Origin of the sequence: Micromonospora sp. WMMA1949 (genome assembly GCF_027460145.1) — a bacterium.
GTDB lineage: Bacteria > Actinomycetota > Actinomycetes > Mycobacteriales > Micromonosporaceae > Micromonospora.
Map to the genome: position 1 here is coordinate 1024532 of NZ_JAPZBG010000001.1, position 20708 is coordinate 1045239.

14 protein-coding genes are annotated in these 20708 nt (G+C 74.5%); 3 read left to right on the forward strand and 11 right to left on the reverse strand.

The annotated features are described in order from the left end of the window. Positions 1 to 71 precede the first annotated feature (71 nt). Positions 72 to 1235, reverse strand: a complete 1164-nt coding sequence (locus O7607_RS04515; RefSeq protein WP_269701190.1) for a sensor histidine kinase — start codon at positions 1233 to 1235, stop codon at positions 72 to 74. Continuing rightward, on the reverse strand, positions 1232 to 1900 hold the full coding sequence (locus O7607_RS04520; protein ID WP_269701192.1) for a response regulator transcription factor: 669 nt from the start codon (positions 1898 to 1900) through the stop codon (positions 1232 to 1234). Before O7607_RS04520 ends, O7607_RS04515 begins: the two co-directional genes overlap by 4 nt. A gap of 514 nt (positions 1901 to 2414) precedes the next feature. Here O7607_RS04520 and O7607_RS04525 point away from each other — a divergent pair. Beyond that, positions 2415 to 3635: a peptidase C39 family protein gene (locus O7607_RS04525; RefSeq protein WP_269701194.1), complete on the forward strand. Its 1221-nt coding sequence runs from the start codon at positions 2415 to 2417 to the stop codon at positions 3633 to 3635. Here the strand turns inward: O7607_RS04525 and O7607_RS04530 are convergent, their stop codons facing one another. Both O7607_RS04530 and O7607_RS04535 read right to left on the reverse strand, forming a co-directional pair. Next, the gene (locus tag O7607_RS04530) at positions 3636 to 4928 is read right to left on the reverse strand and encodes an outer membrane protein assembly factor BamB family protein (protein WP_269701195.1); all 1293 of its coding nucleotides are present in this window, start codon (positions 4926 to 4928) and stop codon (positions 3636 to 3638) included. It lies immediately after the preceding gene. Continuing rightward, complete coding sequence (locus O7607_RS04535) at positions 4925 to 6181, reverse strand: outer membrane protein assembly factor BamB family protein (RefSeq protein WP_269701197.1); 1257 nt, start codon at positions 6179 to 6181, stop codon at positions 4925 to 4927. Before O7607_RS04535 ends, O7607_RS04530 begins: the two co-directional genes overlap by 4 nt. Before the next feature lie 91 nt (positions 6182 to 6272). On the opposite strand from O7607_RS04535, the gene O7607_RS04540 reads away from it, so the two are divergent. Next, the gene (locus O7607_RS04540; RefSeq protein ID WP_442929517.1) at positions 6273 to 8144 is read left to right on the forward strand and encodes a hypothetical protein; all 1872 of its coding nucleotides are present in this window, start codon (positions 6273 to 6275) and stop codon (positions 8142 to 8144) included. Between the two features lie 9 nt (positions 8145 to 8153). Here O7607_RS04540 and O7607_RS04545 read toward each other — a convergent pair whose 3' ends face one another. Both O7607_RS04545 and O7607_RS04550 read right to left on the reverse strand, forming a co-directional pair. After that, a complete protein-coding gene (locus O7607_RS04545) occupies positions 8154 to 9938 on the reverse strand; it encodes a hypothetical protein (RefSeq protein ID WP_332367297.1) in 1785 nt (594 codons plus the stop codon). After that, entirely contained in the window at positions 9896 to 11803 is a 1908-nt protein-coding gene (locus tag O7607_RS04550) for a hypothetical protein (protein WP_269701201.1), read from the reverse strand. The genes O7607_RS04545 and O7607_RS04550 overlap by 43 nt, the downstream gene beginning before the upstream one ends. Positions 11804 to 11959: 156 nt before the next feature. Between O7607_RS04550 and O7607_RS04555 the strand changes: the two genes are divergently transcribed. Then, entirely contained in the window at positions 11960 to 13150 is a 1191-nt protein-coding gene (locus tag O7607_RS04555; RefSeq protein ID WP_269701202.1) for a hypothetical protein, read from the forward strand. A 277-nt stretch (positions 13151 to 13427) separates the two neighbouring features. Here O7607_RS04555 and O7607_RS04560 read toward each other — a convergent pair whose 3' ends face one another. The 5 genes from O7607_RS04560 to O7607_RS04580 all read right to left on the reverse strand — a co-directional run bounded on the left by O7607_RS04560 (position 13428) and on the right by O7607_RS04580 (position 20659). Beyond that, positions 13428 to 13934, reverse strand: coding sequence for a GNAT family N-acetyltransferase (locus tag O7607_RS04560; protein ID WP_269701203.1), 507 nt, complete (start codon positions 13932 to 13934; stop codon positions 13428 to 13430). A gap of 122 nt (positions 13935 to 14056) precedes the next feature. After that, positions 14057 to 16000 carry a 1-deoxy-D-xylulose-5-phosphate synthase gene (gene dxs / locus O7607_RS04565; RefSeq protein WP_269701204.1) on the reverse strand — a complete coding sequence of 648 codons (1944 nt, stop codon included), beginning with the start codon at positions 15998 to 16000 and terminating at the stop codon, positions 14057 to 14059. A 58-nt stretch (positions 16001 to 16058) separates the two neighbouring features. Continuing rightward, positions 16059 to 17252, reverse strand: a complete 1194-nt coding sequence (locus O7607_RS04570) for an anhydro-N-acetylmuramic acid kinase (protein WP_269701205.1) — start codon at positions 17250 to 17252, stop codon at positions 16059 to 16061. A 9-nt stretch (positions 17253 to 17261) separates the two neighbouring features. Next, positions 17262 to 18470 (reverse strand): class I SAM-dependent RNA methyltransferase, encoded by a 1209-nt coding sequence (locus O7607_RS04575; protein ID WP_269706892.1) that lies wholly within the window; start codon positions 18468 to 18470, stop codon positions 17262 to 17264. A gap of 137 nt (positions 18471 to 18607) precedes the next feature. Next, positions 18608 to 20659, reverse strand: coding sequence for an APC family permease (locus O7607_RS04580; protein ID WP_269701206.1), 2052 nt, complete (start codon positions 20657 to 20659; stop codon positions 18608 to 18610). Positions 20660 to 20708: the final 49 nt, after the last annotated feature.

Consider the following 20708-nt stretch of genomic DNA (forward strand, 5'->3'; position numbering starts at 1 on the left):
CCAGGACAGCCGAGGCCGTCCGCACGAAAAGATGAGGGCGCCTCACCGGCCGGACGGGCCGGGTCGGCGTGTCAGGTGGCCGCCGGGTCGGCCGACGGAAGCGTGACTGTCACCTCCAGGCCGCCGCCGGGCTGGGCGACCGCCTTCACCGTGCCCCCGTGCGCGTCGCTGACGGCCCGCACGATCGACAGGCCGAGACCGGAGCCGCGCGCGCCGGTGCGTTCCTGGCCGCCGCGCCGGAACGGCTCGAACAGCCCGGGTACGTCGGCCGGGGCGACCTCGAAGCCGGTGTTCCCCACCACCAGCCAGGACCGTTCCCCGTCGGTGCCGGTGCGGATCCAGATCCGGCCGTGCAGGTGGTTGTAGCGCACCGCGTTCTCCACCAGGTTGCCGGCGAGCCGGTCGAGCAGGCCGGGGTCGCCGACCACCGGCGCCGGCCGCAGCGACGTGTGCACCTTCAGGCCGATGCGCTCCACCTCGCGGGAGACGGCTGACAGCGCGTTCGCCGTACCGATGGCGAGGTCCGACTCGGCGCGCCGGGCCAGCCGCCGGCCGGTCTGCGCCTCGCTGCGCGCCAGCACCAGCAGCGCGTCGACCAGGCCGTTGGCGCGCTCGGAGGCGTCGCGCACCACGCCGGCCATGCGGCGGTACTCGGCGAGGTCGGCGTCGTCGTCGCTGAGCGTCACGTCGATTTCGGTACGCATCACGGCCAGCGGGGTCCGCAGCTCGTGCGAGGCGTTCGCGACGAACCGTTTCTGCGCCTCGAACGCGCCGCTGATCCGGTCCAGCATCGCGTCGAACGTCTCGGCCAGTTCGGCCACCTCGTCGTCGGCACCGGACCAGCCGATCCGCTCGTCGAGCGTGGCCTCGCCGAGCCGACGGGCGGTGGCGGTGACCTGGTGCAGGGGGCGCAGCGCCCGCCCGGCCACCAGGTACGCCCCGGCCACCCCGACCACGCTGATCGCCGCCAGCGCGAGCAGCCCCTTGACCAGCAGTTCCTGTGACGCGGCGTCGACCAGTTGGCGCTGCCACTGCCCGGCGTCGAGGGTGCGCCCGTCGCTGAGCACCACTGTGGTGCCGGGCAGCAACTCGTCGGTGGGGCGCAGCGCGTCGCGGACCAGCAGCCAGGCCAGCAGCACCAGGATCGCCCCGGCGCCGACCAGCAGCACGCCGTTGAGCAGGGTCAGCCGCAGCCGCAGTGTCGGCCGTACCCGGCGCTCACTCCGCCCGCTCACTGCCGTACCCCGCCGATCCGGTAGCCCGCACCCACGACCGTGTCGATGAGCGGCGGGTCGCCGAGCTTCTTGCGCAGTGTCATCACGGTGACACGGACGATCGTGGTAAACGGGTCGGTGTTGGCGTCCCAGACCCGCTCCAGCAGTTCCTCGCTGGACACCACAGCGCCGCGCGCCTTCAGCAGCTCGGCGAGCACGCCGAACTCCTTGTTGGTGAGGTCCAGCGGCACGCCGCCCCGGCTCACCTCCCGGCGGGCCGGGTCGAGCACGAGGTCGGCCACCTCCAGCACCGGCGGCGCGGCCGGGGTGGCGCGACGGCCCAGCGCCTGCACCCGGGCCACCAGCTCGTCGAACGCGAACGGCTTGGCCAGGTAGTCGTCGGCGCCGAGCTGCAGCCCCTCCACCCGGTCGGCGACGGTGCCGCTGGCGGTCAGCATCAGCACCCGGGTCAGCGCGCCGGAGGCGGCCAGGTCGGCGCAGATCCGGTCGCCGTGCACGCCGGGCAGGTCGCGGTCCAGGATCACCACGTCGTAGCGGGTGACGAACGCCGCCTCGTGCCCGGCGTTGCCGTCGTAGGCGACGTCGACGGCCATCCCGCGCTTGCGCAGCCCGCGCGCGATCGCGTCGGCGAGGTTGCGCTCGTCCTCGACCACCAGTACCCGCATCCCGGCCTCCCACCTCGTGACCCCTGACAACCTAGTGCGGCGGGCAAAACCGGCCGCCGGAGGAGCCGATCTCCGGCGCGGCCGCCGCGCGGACAACGGTTGTCACTTTGCGTAGCCCCGAGGCCGCTTCAGGTTGCGTCACACACCGTGACCGGCGCTCACCGAGCCACCTCGAACGCCCAGCGATCCAGATCGCCTCGACCAGGAGAAACGGTCGACCGACGCGCACCGCCGGGTACACCCCCCCGCGCCCTTTGCTCTGCAGCCTCATGCGCAGCGGTAGCCGTGGGTCACCGCTGCGTCGATGGCTGCAGAGCAAAGGGGGCGCGGGGGTAACCCTGCCGGAGCGGGTTGCGACTACGTTCGGTCACGGCACGGCACGCCGGTGGGTTGCGGTCGGCGGCGCGGGCGACCGTTGCAGAAAACCTTCGGGTACGCGATGCTCGGCGGCGATGATCGACATGCGCACCAGCAACGGGCCGCGTCCACGCCGGGCGGGTTCCCGATGAGCGGCATGAGTGGCGCGAGCGGCCGCGACATCGCGTACCGCCGGTTCCACTTCCCGGCGGACCGGGACCGAGGTCGTGCGGACGGGCTGCGCGCCGGGCCGGACGGCCTGACGCTCGACGGCGATGCCGGCCGGGTCACGCACACCGACCCGCACTCCGGGACCACTGCCGAGTACGCCGCCGGCGCCTGGACCTCCCCCGTGACGCCCGCCGGCTTCGCCGTGACCGAGCTGGTGCCCTCCTGGACCGCCGACACCCCACCCGGGTGCTGGCTGCGGATCGAGCTGCGCGGCTGGGGCGACGGTACGGCCACCACCGGCTGGTACGAGCTGGGCCACTGGGCCGCCGACGACAGCACGGTGCACCGCGCCTCCGTACCCGGGCAGGAGGACGACCGGGCGCGGGTCGCCGCCGACACGCTGCGGGTGACCGGGACGACGGTGACCGGCTGGCAGGTCCGGGTGACCCTGTTGCGCCGGCTCGACGCGCCCGCCGGTCCGGTGCTGCGCACCGTGGGTGTGGTCGCCTCCACCGACCCGCCCGGCACCGCCGGCGCGCAGACCGCCGCCACCGGCGCGGACGCCGACGACACGCTTCGGCCGGGCGCCGCGTGGGGACGGGTGCTGGACGTGCCGCGCTACGCGCAGCGACTGCACGCCGCCGCCGGGGAGACCCGCTGGGGTGGCGGTGGCGACTCCTGGTGCAGCCCCACCTGCGTGGCGATGGTGCTCGACTTCTGGGGTGCCGGTCCCGCTCCCGACCGGTACGCCTGGGTGGCGCCGCCCGGCCCTCGCCCGCAGGTGGTCCACGCGGCCCGGCACTGCTACGACCACGCCTACGGCGGGCCCGGCAACTGGCCGTTCAACACCGCCTACGCGGCGACGCACGGGGTGGACGCCCTCGTCACCCGGCTGCGCTCGCTGGCCGAGGCGGAACGGTTCGTGGCCGCCGGCATCCCGCTGATCGTCTCGGCCGCGTTCACCGCCGGCCAGGTGCCCGGCCTGGACTACGACACCCGGGGACATCTCATGGTGCTGGCCGGCTTCACCGCCGGCGGCGACCCGGTGCTGAACGACCCGTACGCCCCGGACGACGAGCGGGTGCGCCGCACCGTGCCGCGCGCGCCGTTCGAGAACGCCTGGCAGGCGGGCAGCGGCGGGATCGCGTACGTGCTGCGGCCGGAGTCGACGCCGCTGCCGCCACCTCCCGCGCAGGCCAACTGGTGATCATCTGCCGACCGGCCAGATCGCCATGCCGCCGGTCGGACGCAGGCACACCAGTTCCGTACCCGTGTCGGCGCACTCGGACCACGCGCCGGGCAGGATCCCCCGGATCCGCACCTGCCCGGCCGCCACGTCCAGCGCGCCGACGAGCGTGCGGTCCTCGGTGAGCGTGCGCAGGCCGAGCAGCGGCCCGGACGGGAGGTCGCTGCCGGAGACGCGCCAGCGGCCCAGCCGGGCCAGCACGCGGCCGGTCGGGGGGTCCAGCGTCGACAGCTCCAGTTCCTCGCCGACCCCGCGCTCAGCGGCGATCAGCCGGTCACCGACCGGCCCCAGCCCGAGCCATCGCTCGTCGGTCCAGGCCGGGCGGCCGGTGGCCGGGTCGAGGGCCTGCGCGCCGCCCACCTGGTCGCGCAGGCACACCATCCCGGCGCAGTCGGCGAACCAGAGCCCGGCGCGGGAGCCGACCGGGAGGCTCCACCGCTCGTCGAGCCGGTCCAGGCCGTACCCGGTGACCGTGCCCCGGGCGTCCTCGACCAGCAGGAGGTCGGCCACGACCTGCGCGTACCGGTAGGCGGCGCGGTCGGCCGCGGGCGCCACCCGGCCGGTGTGCGCGACGGCGCCGGAGTCCGCGTCGTACACGGTCACCCGGCCCTGCGCGGTGACCAGCACGAGCTGCGTCACCCCGTGGTCGTCGCGGCGGTATCCCACCTCCTGCCCCGGCACGGGCAACGTCCACCGCACCGCGCCGGAGGCCGGGTCCACGGCCCGCACGGTGCCCGCACCGGGCGGGCGGGGGTTCTCCAGCAGCAGCCCGCCGGAGGCGGTCCGGACCGGGTAGCCGGGATGCCGCCAGCGCAGCGTGCCGGTCGCCGGGTCGAGCATCGCCGACACGGAGTCGCCGTCCCCGGCCGGGCTGCTCGTCACCAGCAGTCCCCCGGCCACGGCGGTGAGGCCGAGCACGTGGTCGCCGTCGGTGAGCGCGAACCGCCACGCGGGTTCCCCACCGGGCAGCCGGTACGCGGCGACCACCCGGCCACCCCGGCCGATCGCGCCCGGGCCGTCGGCCACCACCACCCGATCCGCCAGGACCACGAACGCCGCGCCCTGCGGGGCGGGCAGCCGGACCGGCTCGGGCCGTCGCGGCGGCCCGGCAGCAGCGGCGACCACGAGCAGCACCAGGCAGCCGAGCAGCGCCACCCGCGCCGTGGGGCCGGGCGGCCGGCGGGGCGGCGCGGGGGCCGGTTCGTCGGCGGACTCGCCGTGCCGCATCTCCCCCAGTTCGATCACCGGGCTCACGTCAGCCGCCGCACCATGTAGTCGCCGCCAGGCCGCCGGCAGACCAGCACTGTCACACCGGTGGTGCAGCCGGTGCCGGTGAACGTGCCCCGGGTCGAGGGCGGATCACCGGACAGGTTCAGCTCGGCCAGGAGTTGCCGGCCGCCGCCCAGCGGGCGTGTCGCCAGCAGCGGGCCGCCGGACTCGTGCTGCGGGACCAGGGTCCAGCCGCTGAGGTCGGCGATCAGTCGCCCGTCCTGCTGGTCGAGCACCGCCAGGCCGGCGTCGAGGTCGGTGTCGGGGACGCCGACGAGCAGCCGGCCGCCGCGCTCCGCCGACACGCCCGCCCACCGGTCCACGCTCCAGCGCACGGCGCCGCTCGCCGGGTCGAGCGCGGTCATCCCGCCGGCCAGCCCGACGGCGCAGAGCAGGGCGCCACAGCTCTCGACGTGGCCGACGAGCTTGCGCACGACGGTCCAGCGCGGCCGGAGGGTGTCCAGGTCGTACGCCTCGATGGCGCCGTCGCCGTCGCGGAACTCCAGCAGCAGTCCGCGGGCGATCTGCAACCGGCGCGGCCCGGGCCGTGGTATCGGGTGCAGGTCCCGGGCCACCAGTCGCGCGCCGGTGCGCGCGTCCACGACCACCGTCTGCCCGGTCGCCGGGGACAACACCATGCGTACCGGCCCGGTCGGTTCGAAGTCGAAACCCAGCGCGCCCGTCATCTGCGCCGTCCACACCGTACGGCCGTCGGCCGGGTCCACCTCCATGATCGACGTCCTGGTGTCGGAGACGGCCGACTGCATCAGCAGCACCCGGCCCACCGCGAACGCGATTCCGGGCCGGCGCCAGACGTCCGCGCCGGTGACCGCGTCGTACGTCACCGTCTGCCAGTCCGTGTCGTCGACGCTCCGGCCGGCCACGATCACCCGGCCGTCCTGCTCCCACACCGACACGACGGTGCCGGAGCCGGGCAGCGGGCTGCGCCATCGCTCCCGGTCGCCCCGGTACGCGACGACTTCCCGCCCGCCGCCGGCGCTCTCGCGATCCGGCCGCACCACGTACACCGCGTCGCCGGAGGCGAACACGGCCGATCCCAGCCCGCCGGGCAGTGTCCACTCGACCCGGGATCGCGGCGGCGCCGCGGCGGTGAGCGTGAGCAACGCCACCAGCAGCACCGCCAGGAGGCGGAACGGCCGTCCGACGGCGCGCGGAGGGCGGGGCGCCGGACCTGGCGGTGCCTCGTCGCGCAGCTCCCCCAGATCGATGACGGTCACGACCATCCCTCTCCCGCGCGCCGAGCCGCCGCCCGACCGTGACCGGCCGTGTGACGAACCGCCTGTACGATGGCGCGTCGTGGCCGTGCCCGTGGTGGACCCCTCGTTGAACCCCTCGTCCGTCGAGGCGGACGCCGTCGTGGCCGACCCGCCACGCCGCGCCCGTCGCCGGCCGGCCCGCGCCGACGTGCTGGCCATCGGAGCCTATGTGCTCCTCGGCGTTCTCGTCTGCCTCAACTACTGGGGCGACGTCGAGAACCGGGTCTCCTCGCACCTGCCCACCGACCACAGCTGGTTCGAGTGGCTGTTCGCGCACGGCGCGTACTCGGTGCAGCACCTGGAGAACCCGCTCTTCACCACCCGGCAGAACGCGCCGGACGGGGTGAACATGATGGCGAACACCTCGCTGCTCGGGGTGACGCTGCCGCTGGCGCCGCTGACGCTACTGCTCGGCCCGCAGGTGATGTACGCGCTCTACCTGGGCGCCGCGCTGTCCGCCACCGCCGCCACGTCGTACTGGGTGCTGTCCCGGCACCTGGTCCGGTCCCGGGCCGGGGCGTTCGTCGGCGGCGCGTTCCTCGGTTTCGCGCCGGGCATCGTGCACCACGCCAACGGTCAGCCCAACTTCGTGTCGAACTTCCTGCTGCCGCTGATCGTGGCCCGGGTGCTGCGGCTGGGCGAGCCGGGCCGCTGGCGGCGCAACGGGCTGGCGCTCGGGTTGCTGGTGGCGTACCAGATCTTCATCAACGAGGAGATGCTCCTGCTGACCGCGCTGGCCTGCCTGGTCGTCGTGGTGGCGTACGCGGTGCAGCGGCCCCGCGCGGCCCGCGAACGCGCCGGGTCGTTCCTGGCCGCGCTCGGTCTCGGCGGCGGCCTGGCGCTGCTGCTGACCGCGTACCCGATCTGGTTCCAGTTCAACGGCCCGCAGTCCTACCGCGGGTTGCAGGGCGGAGTCTTCCACAACTGGGGCGAGGACCTGGTCGCCTTCGTCACGTTCGCCCGGGACACGATCGCCGGTGACGAGGCGGTGGAGAAGACCATCGGGCTGACCGAGCAGAACACCTGGTTCGGCTGGCCGCTGGTGCTGGTGGCGCTGGCCGCGCTGGTGCTGCTGGTCCGCCGGTCGGTGCCGGCGCGGATCCTGGCCGTGCTGGTGGTGCTGTTCACGATCGCCTCGATCGGCCCGGTCGTCCGGTTCAACGGCGCGGAGACCGACATCGACGGCCCGTGGGCGTACGTGCCGGACGACCTGCCGCTGGTCGAGATGATGATGCCGACGCGGTTGAGCCTGGTCGTGGTGGCCGCCGTGGGTGTGCTGCTCGCCCTGGCGTGGGACACGCTCGCCGGTGCCGGCCGCCCGCCGGTGCCCGCCCCCCGCGCCGGCGACGACGACGGCGCGGCCGACGGCCACGACGGGACGGACCCGCGCGAGCGGCGCCGCCGGGTGCTTCGCCTGGCCGGGCTCGTCGCCATCGCCGCCGCCGTGGTGCCGCTGATCCCGCGTCCGCTGCCGGCCGAGCGGATCGACCCGCCGCCGCACTTCATCACCGCGGGCGGCTGGCGGCCGTACGTGCCGGAGGGCCGCACGCTCGTGCCGGTGCCCATTCCGAGCAACGTGCACGGGCTGCACACGCTGCGCTGGAGCGCGCTGACCGGGCACGAGTTCCCGATCCCGGGCGGCTACTTCATCGGCCCGAACGAGCGCGGCGAGGGCGTCTTCGGCGCCCCGAACCGCCCCACCAGCACGCTCATCTACTCCACGATGGACGCCAACGTGGTGCCGGAGATCACCGAGGAGAACCGCCGCCAGGCCGTGGAGGACCTGCGCTTCTGGCGGGCCTCGGTGGTGGTGCTCGGGTCCGGTCCGCGCGAGGCCGTGCTGCGCGACCTGATGGCCGAGCTGCTCGGCCCGCCGCAGCGGGTCGACGACGTGTGGATCTGGGACGTCCGCGACCGGGTGTGAGCCCGCCGGTCAGCCGACGAGCGGGCGGACGTCCCACAGGTACCCGCCCGGCACGTCCCGGCCGGGCCCGACGAGCGAGTCCACTGTGGCGCGTACCGGGTCGCCGGGTGACGAGTCGGCCTGCACCAGCGCCGCCGCCCGCCAGTGCCGCAGGTCGTCGACCGCCTGGCGGCGTTCCGTCTCGCCGACCGGCGGTACCCGGCCGGTCTCGGCGGCCCGGCGCAGCAGCAGCGACGTGGGCCGGTCCGGCGCGCCCCAGCGGGCGGCCGGGTCGTCCGCCGAGCGCGGGCCGATGAAGTAGCCGCCCGGCGCGTCGAACGCGAGCGCGGTGCGCGCCGACCAGAACATGGCCGGGCTGACCGCCGCCCCGGTCACCGGCGGCACCGGCACCAGCGTCCGGCCCGCCGGCACGTACTCCCGCCAGCCGCCGCCGGACACCACGGCCGGGACCGGCGCGACCGGCACCGTGCGGATCGGCGTCGGCGCCAGCGGCAGCAGCGCCGCGGCGACCGCGCCGGCCCACGGCGCCCAGGTACGGACGCCGCCGCGCCGGACCCGGTCCAGCGCCAGCGCCAGCAGCACCCCGAGCACGGGTACGCAGACCAGCGCGAACCGTGCCGGCACCACCAGGTCCAGCAGCGGCACCCCGGCGAGCAGGCGGTACGGGCCGGGCAGCCCGGTGTCGTGCCGGTTCACCACCATCGGGGAACCGAGCGACAGCAGCGCGAACAGCAGGCCGCACGCGGCGAGCGCGCGCACCAGCGGCCGCCGCCACAGCCGCACCACCACGAGTACGGCCAGCAGCGGCAGGAACGGGCCGAAGAACGAGTTCTGCTCGGTCGGGTTCGGCGACAGCAGCCCGGCGCGGCGGGCGTCCCCGGCGACGCTCTGCCGGGCGGTGGTGACGAACGAGACCACGTCCAGCCGGTAGCCCTCGGTGTGGAACGGCATCCCCCGGTAGTGGCCCGGCCCGGCGAACTGGAACCACAGCGGGTACGCCAGCAGCACGCCCGCCACCAGCGCGCCGATGCCCAGCCGGCGGGCCACCACCGGTGCCAGCCGGCGCGCGGCGGCCCGGTCGGCGAGCGCGTACGCCCCGGCGAACACCCCGGCGGCCAGCGCCAGGAAGACCAGCACCTCCTCGCCGAGGAACACCTGGTACGCGACGGCGAGCCCGAGCAGCACGCCGTCGCGCCGGACCCGGCCGGTGGCCGGGCGGAACACCAGCGCGAGGATCACCGGCACCAGGAACTGGGCGGCCATGTGCAGGTGCGCCCCGGCCTGCGCCACCATGCCCGGGGCGAAGCCGCAGAACAGGCCGCCCACCGCGGCGGCGGCCCGGGAGCGGACCAGCCGGCGGGCGAGCAGCGCGTACCAGGCGGTGGCGGTGCCGGCGAGGCTGAGCGTCACGGCGACCAGGAAGGCCGCCTGGGAGCCGAAGACGACGGTGACCGGGGTGAGCGGCACGCCCAGCCCGAGCACCGAGGTGTTCGCCATCAGGTTCACCCCGTCCGGGGCGTTCAGCGCGCCGCTCCAGAGCGGATTCTCGCCGCCGGTCACCGCGCGGGCGGCCCGGGCCAGCATCCACTCGAACAGCATCTGGTCGCCGGCCTGGTGGAACAGCCGTTCCGGCCGGCGCCACTGGCCGGTGGTGAGCAGGACGGCGAGACCGAGGTAGCCGCCCACCACGAGCACGTCGGCCGGGCGGGGCCGGCGGCGTCGGGGCGCGGGGGCGGGGACCGCCGGTTCGCTCAGGCGGACCGGCTGGTCAGTTTCCGCACGTCCCACAGCCACACGTCCAGCTCCTGCCGTCCGGGGCCGACCAGCTGCTCCACGGTGCGGCGCAGCGGCTCGGCGTTCTGCTCGTCACGCGGCAGCACCACCACCGCCGCGTTCCAGTGCCGCAGTTCGTCCAGGTAGCGACGGCGCTGCCGGTCGTCCAGCTTCGGCGTGCGGCCGGTGGACGATACCTCCCGCAGCATTTCGCCGATGCCGCTGGGGCGGCCGCCGAAGCGCCCGGGGTCGCCGGTGACGCCGTTGCGGGGCGCGAGGAAGTAGCCGCCGGGGATCTTGAAGTCGAGGTTGGTGCTCGCCGCCCAGCGCATCGGGTCGGTGTTGCCCATCGCGGGCACCGGCACGGAGACCAGCGTCTGGTCCGGCCCGACGTACTTGCGCCACCGGTCGGCGGTGATGAACTCCGGCACCGGCTCCCGCGTGGTCACCTGCAACGGCATCGGCGCGATCGGCAGCAGCGCGAGGACCAGGCCCGCGGCGGTGAGCTTGCGGGCGGTTCGCCGGTCCACGCCGCGCAGCGCCCAGGCGCGACGGACCGCGTACGCGAGCAGGATCGCCACCGTCACGCCGGTGATCAGGCCGAAGCGGGTCGGCACCACGGCGTCGAGCAGCGGCAGCCGTACCAGCCACTCCCACGGGCCGGTGGCGATCTCCCGGTCCCACCAGGAGATCCGCTCGCCGAGGGAGAGCACGGCGAAGAACAGCCCGGTGGCGGCGAGCGCACGGACGATCACGTCTCGTCGCAGCCACACCACGATGCCCACGACGAGCAGCGACAGGCTCCAGCCGAAGAACGCGTTCTCCTCCGAGTAGTTCGGCGCCAGGTTGACGTTGGCGCGTTCGTTGCCGCCGAACGTGGGCGAGCCGGGCGCGAAGAACGCGGCGATGTCGTTGCCGTAGTCGCGCACCGCGTCGCTGAGCCCGTGGTACGCCATCGGCCCGGCGAACTGCACCCACAGCGGGTACGCCAGCAGCGCCCCGGCCAGCACCGCGCAGACCGCCAGCCCGGTGCCGAGCGGCCGCCAGGCGGTCGTCCACCGCTCACGCTGCTGCACCACCACGGCGATCAGGAACACGCCCAGCGCCAGCGCGGTGAAGAGCAGGATCTCCTCGTTGATGAACGCCTGCGCGGTGACCAGCAGCGCCAGCAGCACGCCGTCGCGGACCGGCCGGGCCGAGCGGGTCAGCACCAACACCCGCCACACGATGAACGGCAGCAGGAACTGGCTGATGATGTTCGGGTGCCAGTTGGCGTGCGACAGCATGGCCGGTGAGAACCCGCAGAACCAGGCCGCCGCCGCGGCGGCCGGGCGGTGCCGGATCAGGTGCCGGGACAGCACCCGGTACCAGGCGGCGGCGGTGCCGGCCAGGCCGAGCGTGACCAGCGTGACGAAGGAGACCGCCGGTCCGAACAGGAGGGTCACCGGCACCATCGGGATGCCCAGCGCCAGGATGGCGGTGTTCGCCATCAGGTTGACGCCGTCGGGGTAGTTGAACTGCTCGGTGAAGAACGGGAACTCGCCGTGCAGCACCACCCGTACCGAGTGGGCCAGGAAGAACTGCACCTGCGCCGGGTCGCTGCTGTAGAGCGCGGCGACCCGTCCGGCCGGGTCGACCCAGATGCCGCTGGTGACCCAGATCGCGGCGAGCAGGAATCCGCCGTACACCGTGAGGTCGATCCGGCGGCGGGTCCACCGCCACCGGCGCGCGCGCCGCGCGCCCGGCGTGGCCGGCGCCTCCGGCTCGGTCGCCCGCTCCGGCGCGTCGGCGACGGTGAGCGGTGGTGGGTCCAGGGTGACGGCGCGGTGGCCCGTCGGGGCGGCGGCGGTCGGCGTCGAGGCGCCGCGGGTCTCGGCAGGCGTCACAGTCGGCGGAGTCTACCGGAGCCGGATATTGATACCCGAATCGCCCGTCACGTTCCGCAGTGGCCGATCGGCCGAAAGGGTGAGCCGGGCGCGGCCGGGCGACCGGTCGTCTCGTACCATGTGGGCTTCCGACCGACGACCGGCGAGGGGATCAGGGTGCTTTCAGCCCGCCGAGGCGCTACGACGGGCACCGCGCTGGCAGCTCTGCTGCTGGTCACGGCGGGTTGCGGACCGGTCGCCGAACGGCAGCCGGCGGACCTGCGGGTCGGCTACGACAGCCTGGACGGCACCCTCGCGGTGTGGCCGCCGCGCGGCAGCCTGGCCCGCGACGCCGCGGCCACCGCCGCGATCACCACGGCGGTACGCGACTGGCGCTCCCCGGTGGACGACCGGGTGCACGTGCCCACCTCCGGCATCCTCTTCTCCGGTCAGGTCGCCGGTTCGGCGCTCGCGCTCGTCGCCGCCGACGTGCCCGGCGACGCCGCCTCCTGGCTGCTGCAACTCGACCGGGACGGGCAGCGCTGGCGGGTCGTCCACGCCACCGAGTACACCGACCCCGGCTACCTGGTCTACTCCGACGTGCTGCCGGTGCGGGAGCCGGCCGGCCGCCGCTACCTCACCTCGGCCCGCGTCGAACGCCTGACCGGCCCCGACGGCAAGGTGCTCGGCGCCACCGACGGCGTCACCGACCCGGTCGCCGTACCGGACTGCCGGGCCGTCGAACTGACCGCGACGCTGCGGCCCACGCCGTCGCTGCCGCGCGGCCGGGCCGCGGACCGCGTCCTCGACCTGGGTACGGCCACCGAAGCGCCCCGCTACCCCCTGGTACGCGACGAGACGGGCGCCGGGAAGCGCGCGCTGACCGGATTGGACACCTGCGTGCTCGCCGGTGAGCGGGGCCCGTTCGGCAGCGTGCCGCGCCGCATCGGCGACCGCGAGGCGCCCCGCTCCGCGCCGGAGTCCTGGCCGATGGCGAAGATCGCGACGCGTTCGCTCGGCTCGGTGGCCCTCGGTGAGGGCGAGCCGGGCGAGTTGGAGCAGCTCAGCTGGGAGACCCCGGGCGGCACGATGACCGCCGTGGTCTACCGGCCCGCCGACGGCGGCACTCCGGTGGCCTCCCCGGCCGACCGGTCCACCACGCTCCAGGCGTACCACCTGCCGATGCCGGGCCGGCCGCTGGCGGTGCTGTCCTGGCGCACCCGGGACGCGTCGTTCTCCGCCCCGCCCGGCACGACGCGTCTGGTGGACCGTCCCGGCCTGGTGGTGGTCGAGCACACCGACCAGAGGCAGACGTTCAGCCTGGCCGGCACCGAAAAAACCTGGTACCGCTCCCTCCCCACCCCCTGATCGGCCCCCCGTGGTCGGCCTACCCCGTCGATCATGAACTTGACGGCGACAAACCGGACACAATCCCCGGCCAACCTCATGATCACCCCACCTCCCCGGTGATCAAGGAGTTTGTGTCACCCGGGCGGCCTCTCGCGCACCCGAACTCCTTGGTCAACGTGGACAGGCCCGCCCCAGCCCCGGCGATCTTGCAGTTTGGGCCCCTTGGATAGGGACGAAACGGGCAAGACGGGGGCGGGAAGTGCAAGATCGGCGGGGCCGGGAGGGCTGGGCCGCGCTACGGGTGGAGTAGGCGCATGCCCAGGTAGGGGGTTTGGGCTGGGCCGGGGCGGGACGTGCCCTCGGGGTGCCAACCGTGGCGGGTGTAGAACGCGCGGGCCCGGGTGTTGCGCTCCCACACCTCCAGTACGCCCAGCGCCAGCCCTTCGTCCCGCAGGTGACGCACGAACAGCGCGTGCAGCGCACTTCCCACGCCCCGCCCCCACACCTCCGGGTCGACGTGGATCTGGTAGAGCTGCGCCGTCGTCCGCGGGTCCAGATCGGGCGGGTGCGGCGGCCCCATGGCCAGCACGCCGGCCACGTCACCGTCCACGATGGCGACTCGCACCCGCTTGTGCGCCGAGATGATCGCCGCCGTCCAGCCCTCCCGCTGCTCCCGAGCCAGCTCCGGAGTGATGATCTCCCCGACCGGCAGCCCGCCGGCCCCGTAGTAGGCGACCCGCGCCCGGCTGTGCACCTCGACGATGCCCGAGAGATCCCCCGGCCCCGCCTCTCGTATCTCCACGAGTCCCTCCCTCCACGTCAAGCCCCGCGATCTTGCGATTGCGGCCCTCCCAGATCGGGCGAAGCCGACATCAGGAGGGCCGCAAGTGCAAGATCGACGCGCAGACCGGGCGACGAGCGGGGTCAGCTCTGGGCTCGGGCTCCGTTGGCGGCCGGGTCGACCGGGGCGGCGTCCAGGCCGGAGATCCAGCCGGTGACGTCGCGCGCCACGTCCTGCGCGGTCAGCCGCAGGTCGGCCAGGATCTGCGCGCGGGTGCCGTGCGGGTGCCAGTCGGCCGGTACGCCCATGTCCTTGACCGGTACGCGGACGTCCGCGTCGCGCATCGCCTGGGCCAGTGCCGAGCCGACGCCGCCGATGCGTACGCCGTCTTCGACGGTGACCACGAGCCGGTGCGCGGCGGCCAGCTCGACCAGTTCGGCCGGCACCGGGCGCACCCAGCGCGGGTCGACCACAGTCACGCCGTACCCCTGCTCGGCGACGCGGGCCGCGACCTCCACACCGAGGCCGGCGAACGAGCCGACCGCGACGAGCAGCACGTCGGTACGCGCCGACTCGGTCAGCACGTCGACCGGGCCGACCCGGCGTACGGCCGGCAGGTCGGCGGCGACGGTGCCGGTCGGGAAGCGCAGGATGGTCGGGCCGTCGTCCACGGCGACCGCCTCGCGCAGCTCCTCGCGCAGCGTGGCCGAGTCGCGGGGCGCGGCGATCCGCAGGCCGGGCACCACGCCGAACACGGACATGTCCCAGATGCCGTAGTGGCTGGGCCCGTCCGGGCCGGTGATGCCGGCGCGGTCCAGCACGAACGTGACGGGCAGCTTGTGCATCGCCACGTCCAGCAGGACCTGGTCGAACGCGCGGTTGAGGAACGTGGCGTAGACCGCGACGACCGGGTGCAGGCCACCCATGGCGAGGCCGGCCGCCGAGGTGGCGGCGTGCTGCTCGGCGATGCCCACGTCGTACACCCGCTCGGGGTACTTGCGGGCCAGCGTGGCGATGCCGGTGGGCTCGGCCATGGCGGCGGTGATGCCGACCACGTCGGGGCGCTCGTCGGCGATCGCGACCAGCTCGTCGGCGAAGACGTTGGTCCACTTCACCGACGGCACGGCGAGCAGCTTGCCGGTCTCGGCGTCGAACGCGCCGGGGCCGTGCAGGCAGTCGGCCTCGTCGTCCTCGGCGGGACGGTAGCCGTAGCCCTTGCGGGTGACCGCGTGGACGATCACCGGGCCGCCGAAGTTCTTCGCCGCGCGCAGCGCCGCCTCGACAGCCGGTACGTCGTGGCCGTCGACCGGGCCGACGTACTTGATGCCCAGGTCCTCGAACATGGCCTGCGGGGCGACCGCGTCCTTGATGCCCTTCTTGACCGCGTGCAGCACCTCGTACATCGGCTTGCCGACGAACGGGGTGTTGCCCAGCGCGTCCTTGACCGTGTCGAGCACCTTCTCGTAGCCGGGGTTGAGCCGCAGCGACGACAGGTGGTCGGCGAGGCCGCCGATGGTCGGCGAGTAGGACCGGCCGTTGTCGTTGACCACGATCACCAGCGGGTTGCCGGCGGTGGCGATGTTGTTCAGCGCCTCCCAGCACATGCCGCCGGTGAGCGCGCCGTCGCCGACCACGGCCACCACGGAGCGCTTCTCGCCGCGCAGCGCGTACGCCTTGGCGAGCCCGTCGGCGTACGACAGGGCGGTGGAGGCGTGCGAGTTCTCGATCAGGTCGTGCTCGCTCTCCGCCTGGCTGGGGTAGCCGGAGAGGCCACCGCGCTGGCGGAGCTTGTCGAAGCCCTCCTGCCGGCCGGTGAGGATCTTGTGCACGTACGCCTGGTGGCCGGTGTCGAAGAGCAGCCGGTCGCGCGGGGAGTCGAAGACCCGGTGCATCGCCAGGGTCAGCTCGACCACACCGAGGTTGGGGCCGACGTGGCCGCCGGTGCGGGAGACCTTGGCGATCAGGAAGTCACGGATCTCGGCGGCGAGGATGTCCAGCTGCTCGGCGGTCATCCGCTTCACGTCCTGCGGGCCGTGGACGGTGCCCAGCAGCCGACCGTGGTTGGCCGTGCCCTCTTCAACACTCATGACCGGAGAGTCTATCGGCCGTGCGACAGTCCGCAGCCCGGCCGTGCATCGACCCGGGTCAGGCGTCGACCACCAGCCGGCGGGGCGCGGGTGGGCGGGGCGCGGTGACGGACGGGCCCGCCGGGGTCCAGGAGCCGAGCACGGCGGCCCGGGACGCCCCGGTCACCGACGGCACCGCGCCTGGTAGCCCGTGCCAGGACAGCCAGCCGAGCAGCGCGAACGCGTACGCCTCCTTGGCCTGGGCCGGGACGCCCAGCTCGTCGGTGGTCCGCAGCCGCCAGCGCCCCTCCCCGAGCGCCGCCAGCCGCGCCCGGAGTGTGGGATTGCGCACTCCCCCGCCGGCGGCCACCACCTCGGTGACCCGGTGCCGGTCGCAGGCGTCCGCCACCGTGCGGGCGGTCAGCTCGGTGAGCGTGGCCAGCACGTCGTCGGCGGCCACCGGCTCGCCGATCGCGTCCAGCGCGGCGTCCAGGTAGCCGCCGTGGAACAGCTCCTTGCCTGTCGACTTGGGTGGCGGCGCGGCGTAGTACGGCTCGGCGAGCAGCTGGGCCAGCAGCCCTTCGTGCACCCGGCCGGCCGCGGCACGTGCCCCGTCGACGTCGCACGGCCGGTCCAGGAAGCGCCGGGCGGCGGCGTCCAGCAGCGCGTTGGCCGGGCCCACGTCGTACCCGAGGACGGGCGCGCCGGGCGCGACCACGGTGAGGTTCGCGATCCCGCCGAGGTTCAACGCGGCCCGCGCGCCGGTGCCGGCCGGGCCCCGCGCTGCGCGCGGGGAGGAGGCCGGGTCGAGCAGCAGCGCGTCGAACGCCGGGACGAGCGGCGCGCCCTGGCCGCCGGCCGCGACGTCCGCCGAGCGCAGGTCGTGCAGCACCGGTACGCCCACCCGGGCGGCCACCCGGGCCGGCGCGCCGAGCTGGAGCGTGCCGCGCACCCGGCCGTCCTCGACCCAGTGGAAGACCGTCTGCCCGGGCGACACGACCGCGTCGACGGCGCCTCCGGCCAGCTCGACGCCGGCCGCCGCCGCCTCGGCGAACACCTCGCCGAGCCGGTTGTCCAGCCGGCAGACCGCCTCGATCGTGGTGGCCGCCGGGGGTAGCAGCGCGCCGATCTCGGCCCGCAGGTCGTCCGGGTACGTCAGCTCCCGGTGCCCGAGCGGCCGCAGCCGCAGCGTGTCCCCGTCGGCGGTGAACTCGGCCGCCACCACGTCCACCCCGTCGTACGACGTGCCAGACATCAACCCGACGATCTTCATCGGGTCAGGCTAGCCAGGCAGGAACAGGCCCACCAGCTCCACATGCTGGGTCATCGGGAACAGGTCGTACCCGCGCAGCTCGGTCAGCCGCCACCCCGCGTCGGTGAACGTGCGCACGTCCCGGGCGAAGGCGGCCGGGTCGCAGGCCACGTAGGCGACGGCGCGCGGCCCGGCGGCCACCACAGCGCGCACCACTGGCGCTCCCGCGCCGGAGCGCGGCGGGTCGAGCACCACCAGGTCGACCGGTCCGGTGATCCGGCGCCGGGCCAGCGCGGTCTCCACCCGCGCCGCGACCACCTCGACGCCGCGCAGGTCGGCCAGGTTCTCCCGGGCCGCGGCGACGCCGTCCGGCGCCGACTCGACGAGCGTCACCCGGGCCCCGGCGACCCGTTCCGCGAGCGCGGCGGCGAACAGTCCCGCGCCGCCGTACAGGTCCCAGGCCGTCTCGCCCGGCTGCGGCTCGAGCAGGTCGAGGACCGCGCCGGTCAGCGCGTCCGCCGCGGCCGGGTGCACCTGCCAGAACCCGGAGGCGGGCAGCGTGAAGGCCCGCCCGGCCGCCGTCTCCCGGACCCGCTCCGGCCCGCTCACGGTCGCCGGAACCCCATCGGTGTACGCGACCACGGCGACGTCCCCGCCGGTGCTGGCGACCGTCTCCACCGCGTCGGCGTCCGGCCAGCGGGCGCCGGTGGGCGGGAGCACCGGCAGCTCCTGGATCGCCGGGTGCGCGATCAGGCACCGCTCGATCGGCACCACCTCGTGCGAGCGGTGCTTGAGCAGCCCGGCCCGGCCGGCCGCGTCGACCGCGTAGCGGACCCGGGAACGCCAGCCCAGCGGCCCGCCGGGCAGTGCCTCGACGCGTACGCCGAGCGCGTCCACCTGCTCGGCGGTGAGGCCGCCCAGCCGGGTGAGCTGTTCGCGCACCACTGCCAGCTTCCAGTCGAGCTGGGCGGCCGGGGCGACGTGCTGGAGGTCGCAGCCGCCGCACGCGCCGGGCCGGGCGTACGGGCACGGCGGCCTCACCCGGTCCGGCGAGGCGTCCAGGATCTCCACCGCGTCGGCGCGGGCGAAGCCCCGGTGCAGTTCGGTCACCTCGGCCACGACCCGCTCGCCGGGCAGCGCGTGCCGGACGAAGACCACCTGCCCGCCGACCCGGGCCACGCAGTGCCCGCCCGGCGCGACCGCGTCGACGGTCAGCTCGACCCGCTCGGCCTCCTCCAGCCCGGGCCGGTCCGCCGACGCGGGACCGGGGCGCTCCCCCGACGCGGGACCAGAGCGCTCCGCCGACGCGGGACCGGGGCGCTCGGCCGACGCGAGGCCGGGGCGCGAGGTCACCGGACCGGGACGCTTGTCGGCGCTCACGAGCGCTCCTCCCTTTCCCCGGAGGGCGTGGACGTCACCGGCGGCGGCAGCGTGCTCTGCGGCGCGACCCGGGGGCCGCGCGCCGGGCCGCGGCTCAGCGTGGCGTCCAGCCGGTCCAGGTTCTTGCCGGCGGTGGAGGCGAGCTGCCACGGCACGCTGGTCACCATCACACCCGGCTCGAACAGCAGCCGCCCCTTGAGCCGCAGCGCGCTCTGGTTGTGCAGCAGGTTCTCCCACCAGCGCCCCACCACGTACTCGGGAATGAAGACGGTGACCACGTCGCGGGGCGACTCCCGGCGCACCGACGCGACGAAGTTGAGAATCGGGCGGGTGATCTCCCGGTACGGGGAGTCGATCACGGTGAGCGGCACCGGCAGTTCCCGGCGCTCCCAGTCGGCCTGGAGGTCGCGGGTGTCCTGCTCGTCCACGTTCACGGTGACCGCGGTGAGCGTGTCCGGCCGGGTGGCCCGGGCGTACGCGACGGCCCGCAGCGTCGGCTTGTGCAGCTTGCTGACCAGCACGATGGCGTGGTTGCGGGCGGGCAGCACACCCCGCTGCTCGGTCGGCTCCAGTTCCTCGGCGATCCGGTCGTAGTGCCGGCGGATGCCGAGCATCACCACGTACATCATCGCCATCGCGACGATCGCGATCCACGCGCCGAGCAGGAACTTCGTGGCCAGCACGATGATCAGCACCACGCCGGTCATGACCATGCCGAACGTGTTGATCGCCCGGGAGCGGACCATCCGCCGGCGCGCCTCCGGGTCGCGCTCACGGCGCAGGTGCCGGTTCCAGTGCCGGATCATGCCGGCCTGGGAGAGCGTGAACGAGACGAACACCCCGACGATGTAGAGCTGGATGAGCTTGGTCACCTCGGCCTGGAAGCCGATGATCAGCACCACCGCGAAGACGGCCAGGAAGAGGATGCCGTTGGAGAACGCCAGCCGGTCGCCACGGGTGTGCAGCTGGCGCGGCAGGTAGCGGTCCTGCGCGAGGATCGAGCCGAGCACCGGGAAGCCGTTGAAGGCGGTGTTGGCGGCCAGGAACAGGATCAGCGCGGTCATCCCGGCGACCACGTAGAGCAGCACCGAGCCGCCGCCGAACACGGTCTCCCCGAGCTGCACGGTCACCGTCTTCTGCACGTAGTCGGCCGGGCCGGAGATGATCTGCGTCCTCGGGTCCTCGACGAACTGCAGGCCGGTGAGCCGGGACAGCCAGATGATGCCGACGAGCATGGTGACCGCGATGCCGCCGAGCAACAGCAGCGTGGTGGCCGCGTTCTTCGACTTCGGGCTCTTGAACGCCGGTACGCCGTTGGAGATCGCCTCCACGCCGGTGAGCGCCGCGCAGCCCGAGGAGAACGTCCGCAGCAGCAGGAACACCAGCGCGAACCCGGTGACGCTGTGCTCGGCCTGGATCTCCAGGCCGGCGCTCGGCGCGCGCAGGTCGTCGCCGAGCACGAAGACGCGGACCAGGCCGGTCAGCAGCATGCCGCCGATGACGATCACGAAGCCGTACGTGGGGATGGCGAAGGCGGTGCCGGACTCGCGCAGGCCGCGCAGGTTGATCGCGGTGAGCAGCACCACCGCGCTGACCGCGATGAGCACCTTGTGGGTGGCCACGAACGGCACCACCGAGCCGAGGTTGGCCACGCCCGAGGAGACCGAGACGGCGACCGTGAGCACGTAGTCGACGAGCAGCGCGCTCGCCACCGCGAGGCCGGCCTTGGGACCGAGGTTGACGGTGGCCACCTCGTAGTCGCCGCCGCCGGAGGGGTAGGCGTGCACGTTCTGCCGGTAGCTCGCCACCACCGTCAGCATGACCACGACGACCGCGAGCGCGACCCACGGTGAGAAGAAGAACGCCGAGGCGCCGGCGATGGACAGCGTCAGAAGGATCTCGTCCGGGGCGTACGCCACGCTGGAGAGCGCATCCGAGGCGAAGACCGGCAGCGCGATGCGCTTCGGCAGCAGGGTGTGCTGGAGGCGGTCGGACCGGAACGGTCGACCGAGGAGGAGTCGCTTCAGCAGCGAGGTGGGTCGGGCCACAACCGCCAAGCGTACGACCACCGGGTCCGGGGCGCGGGGGTGGTCGATC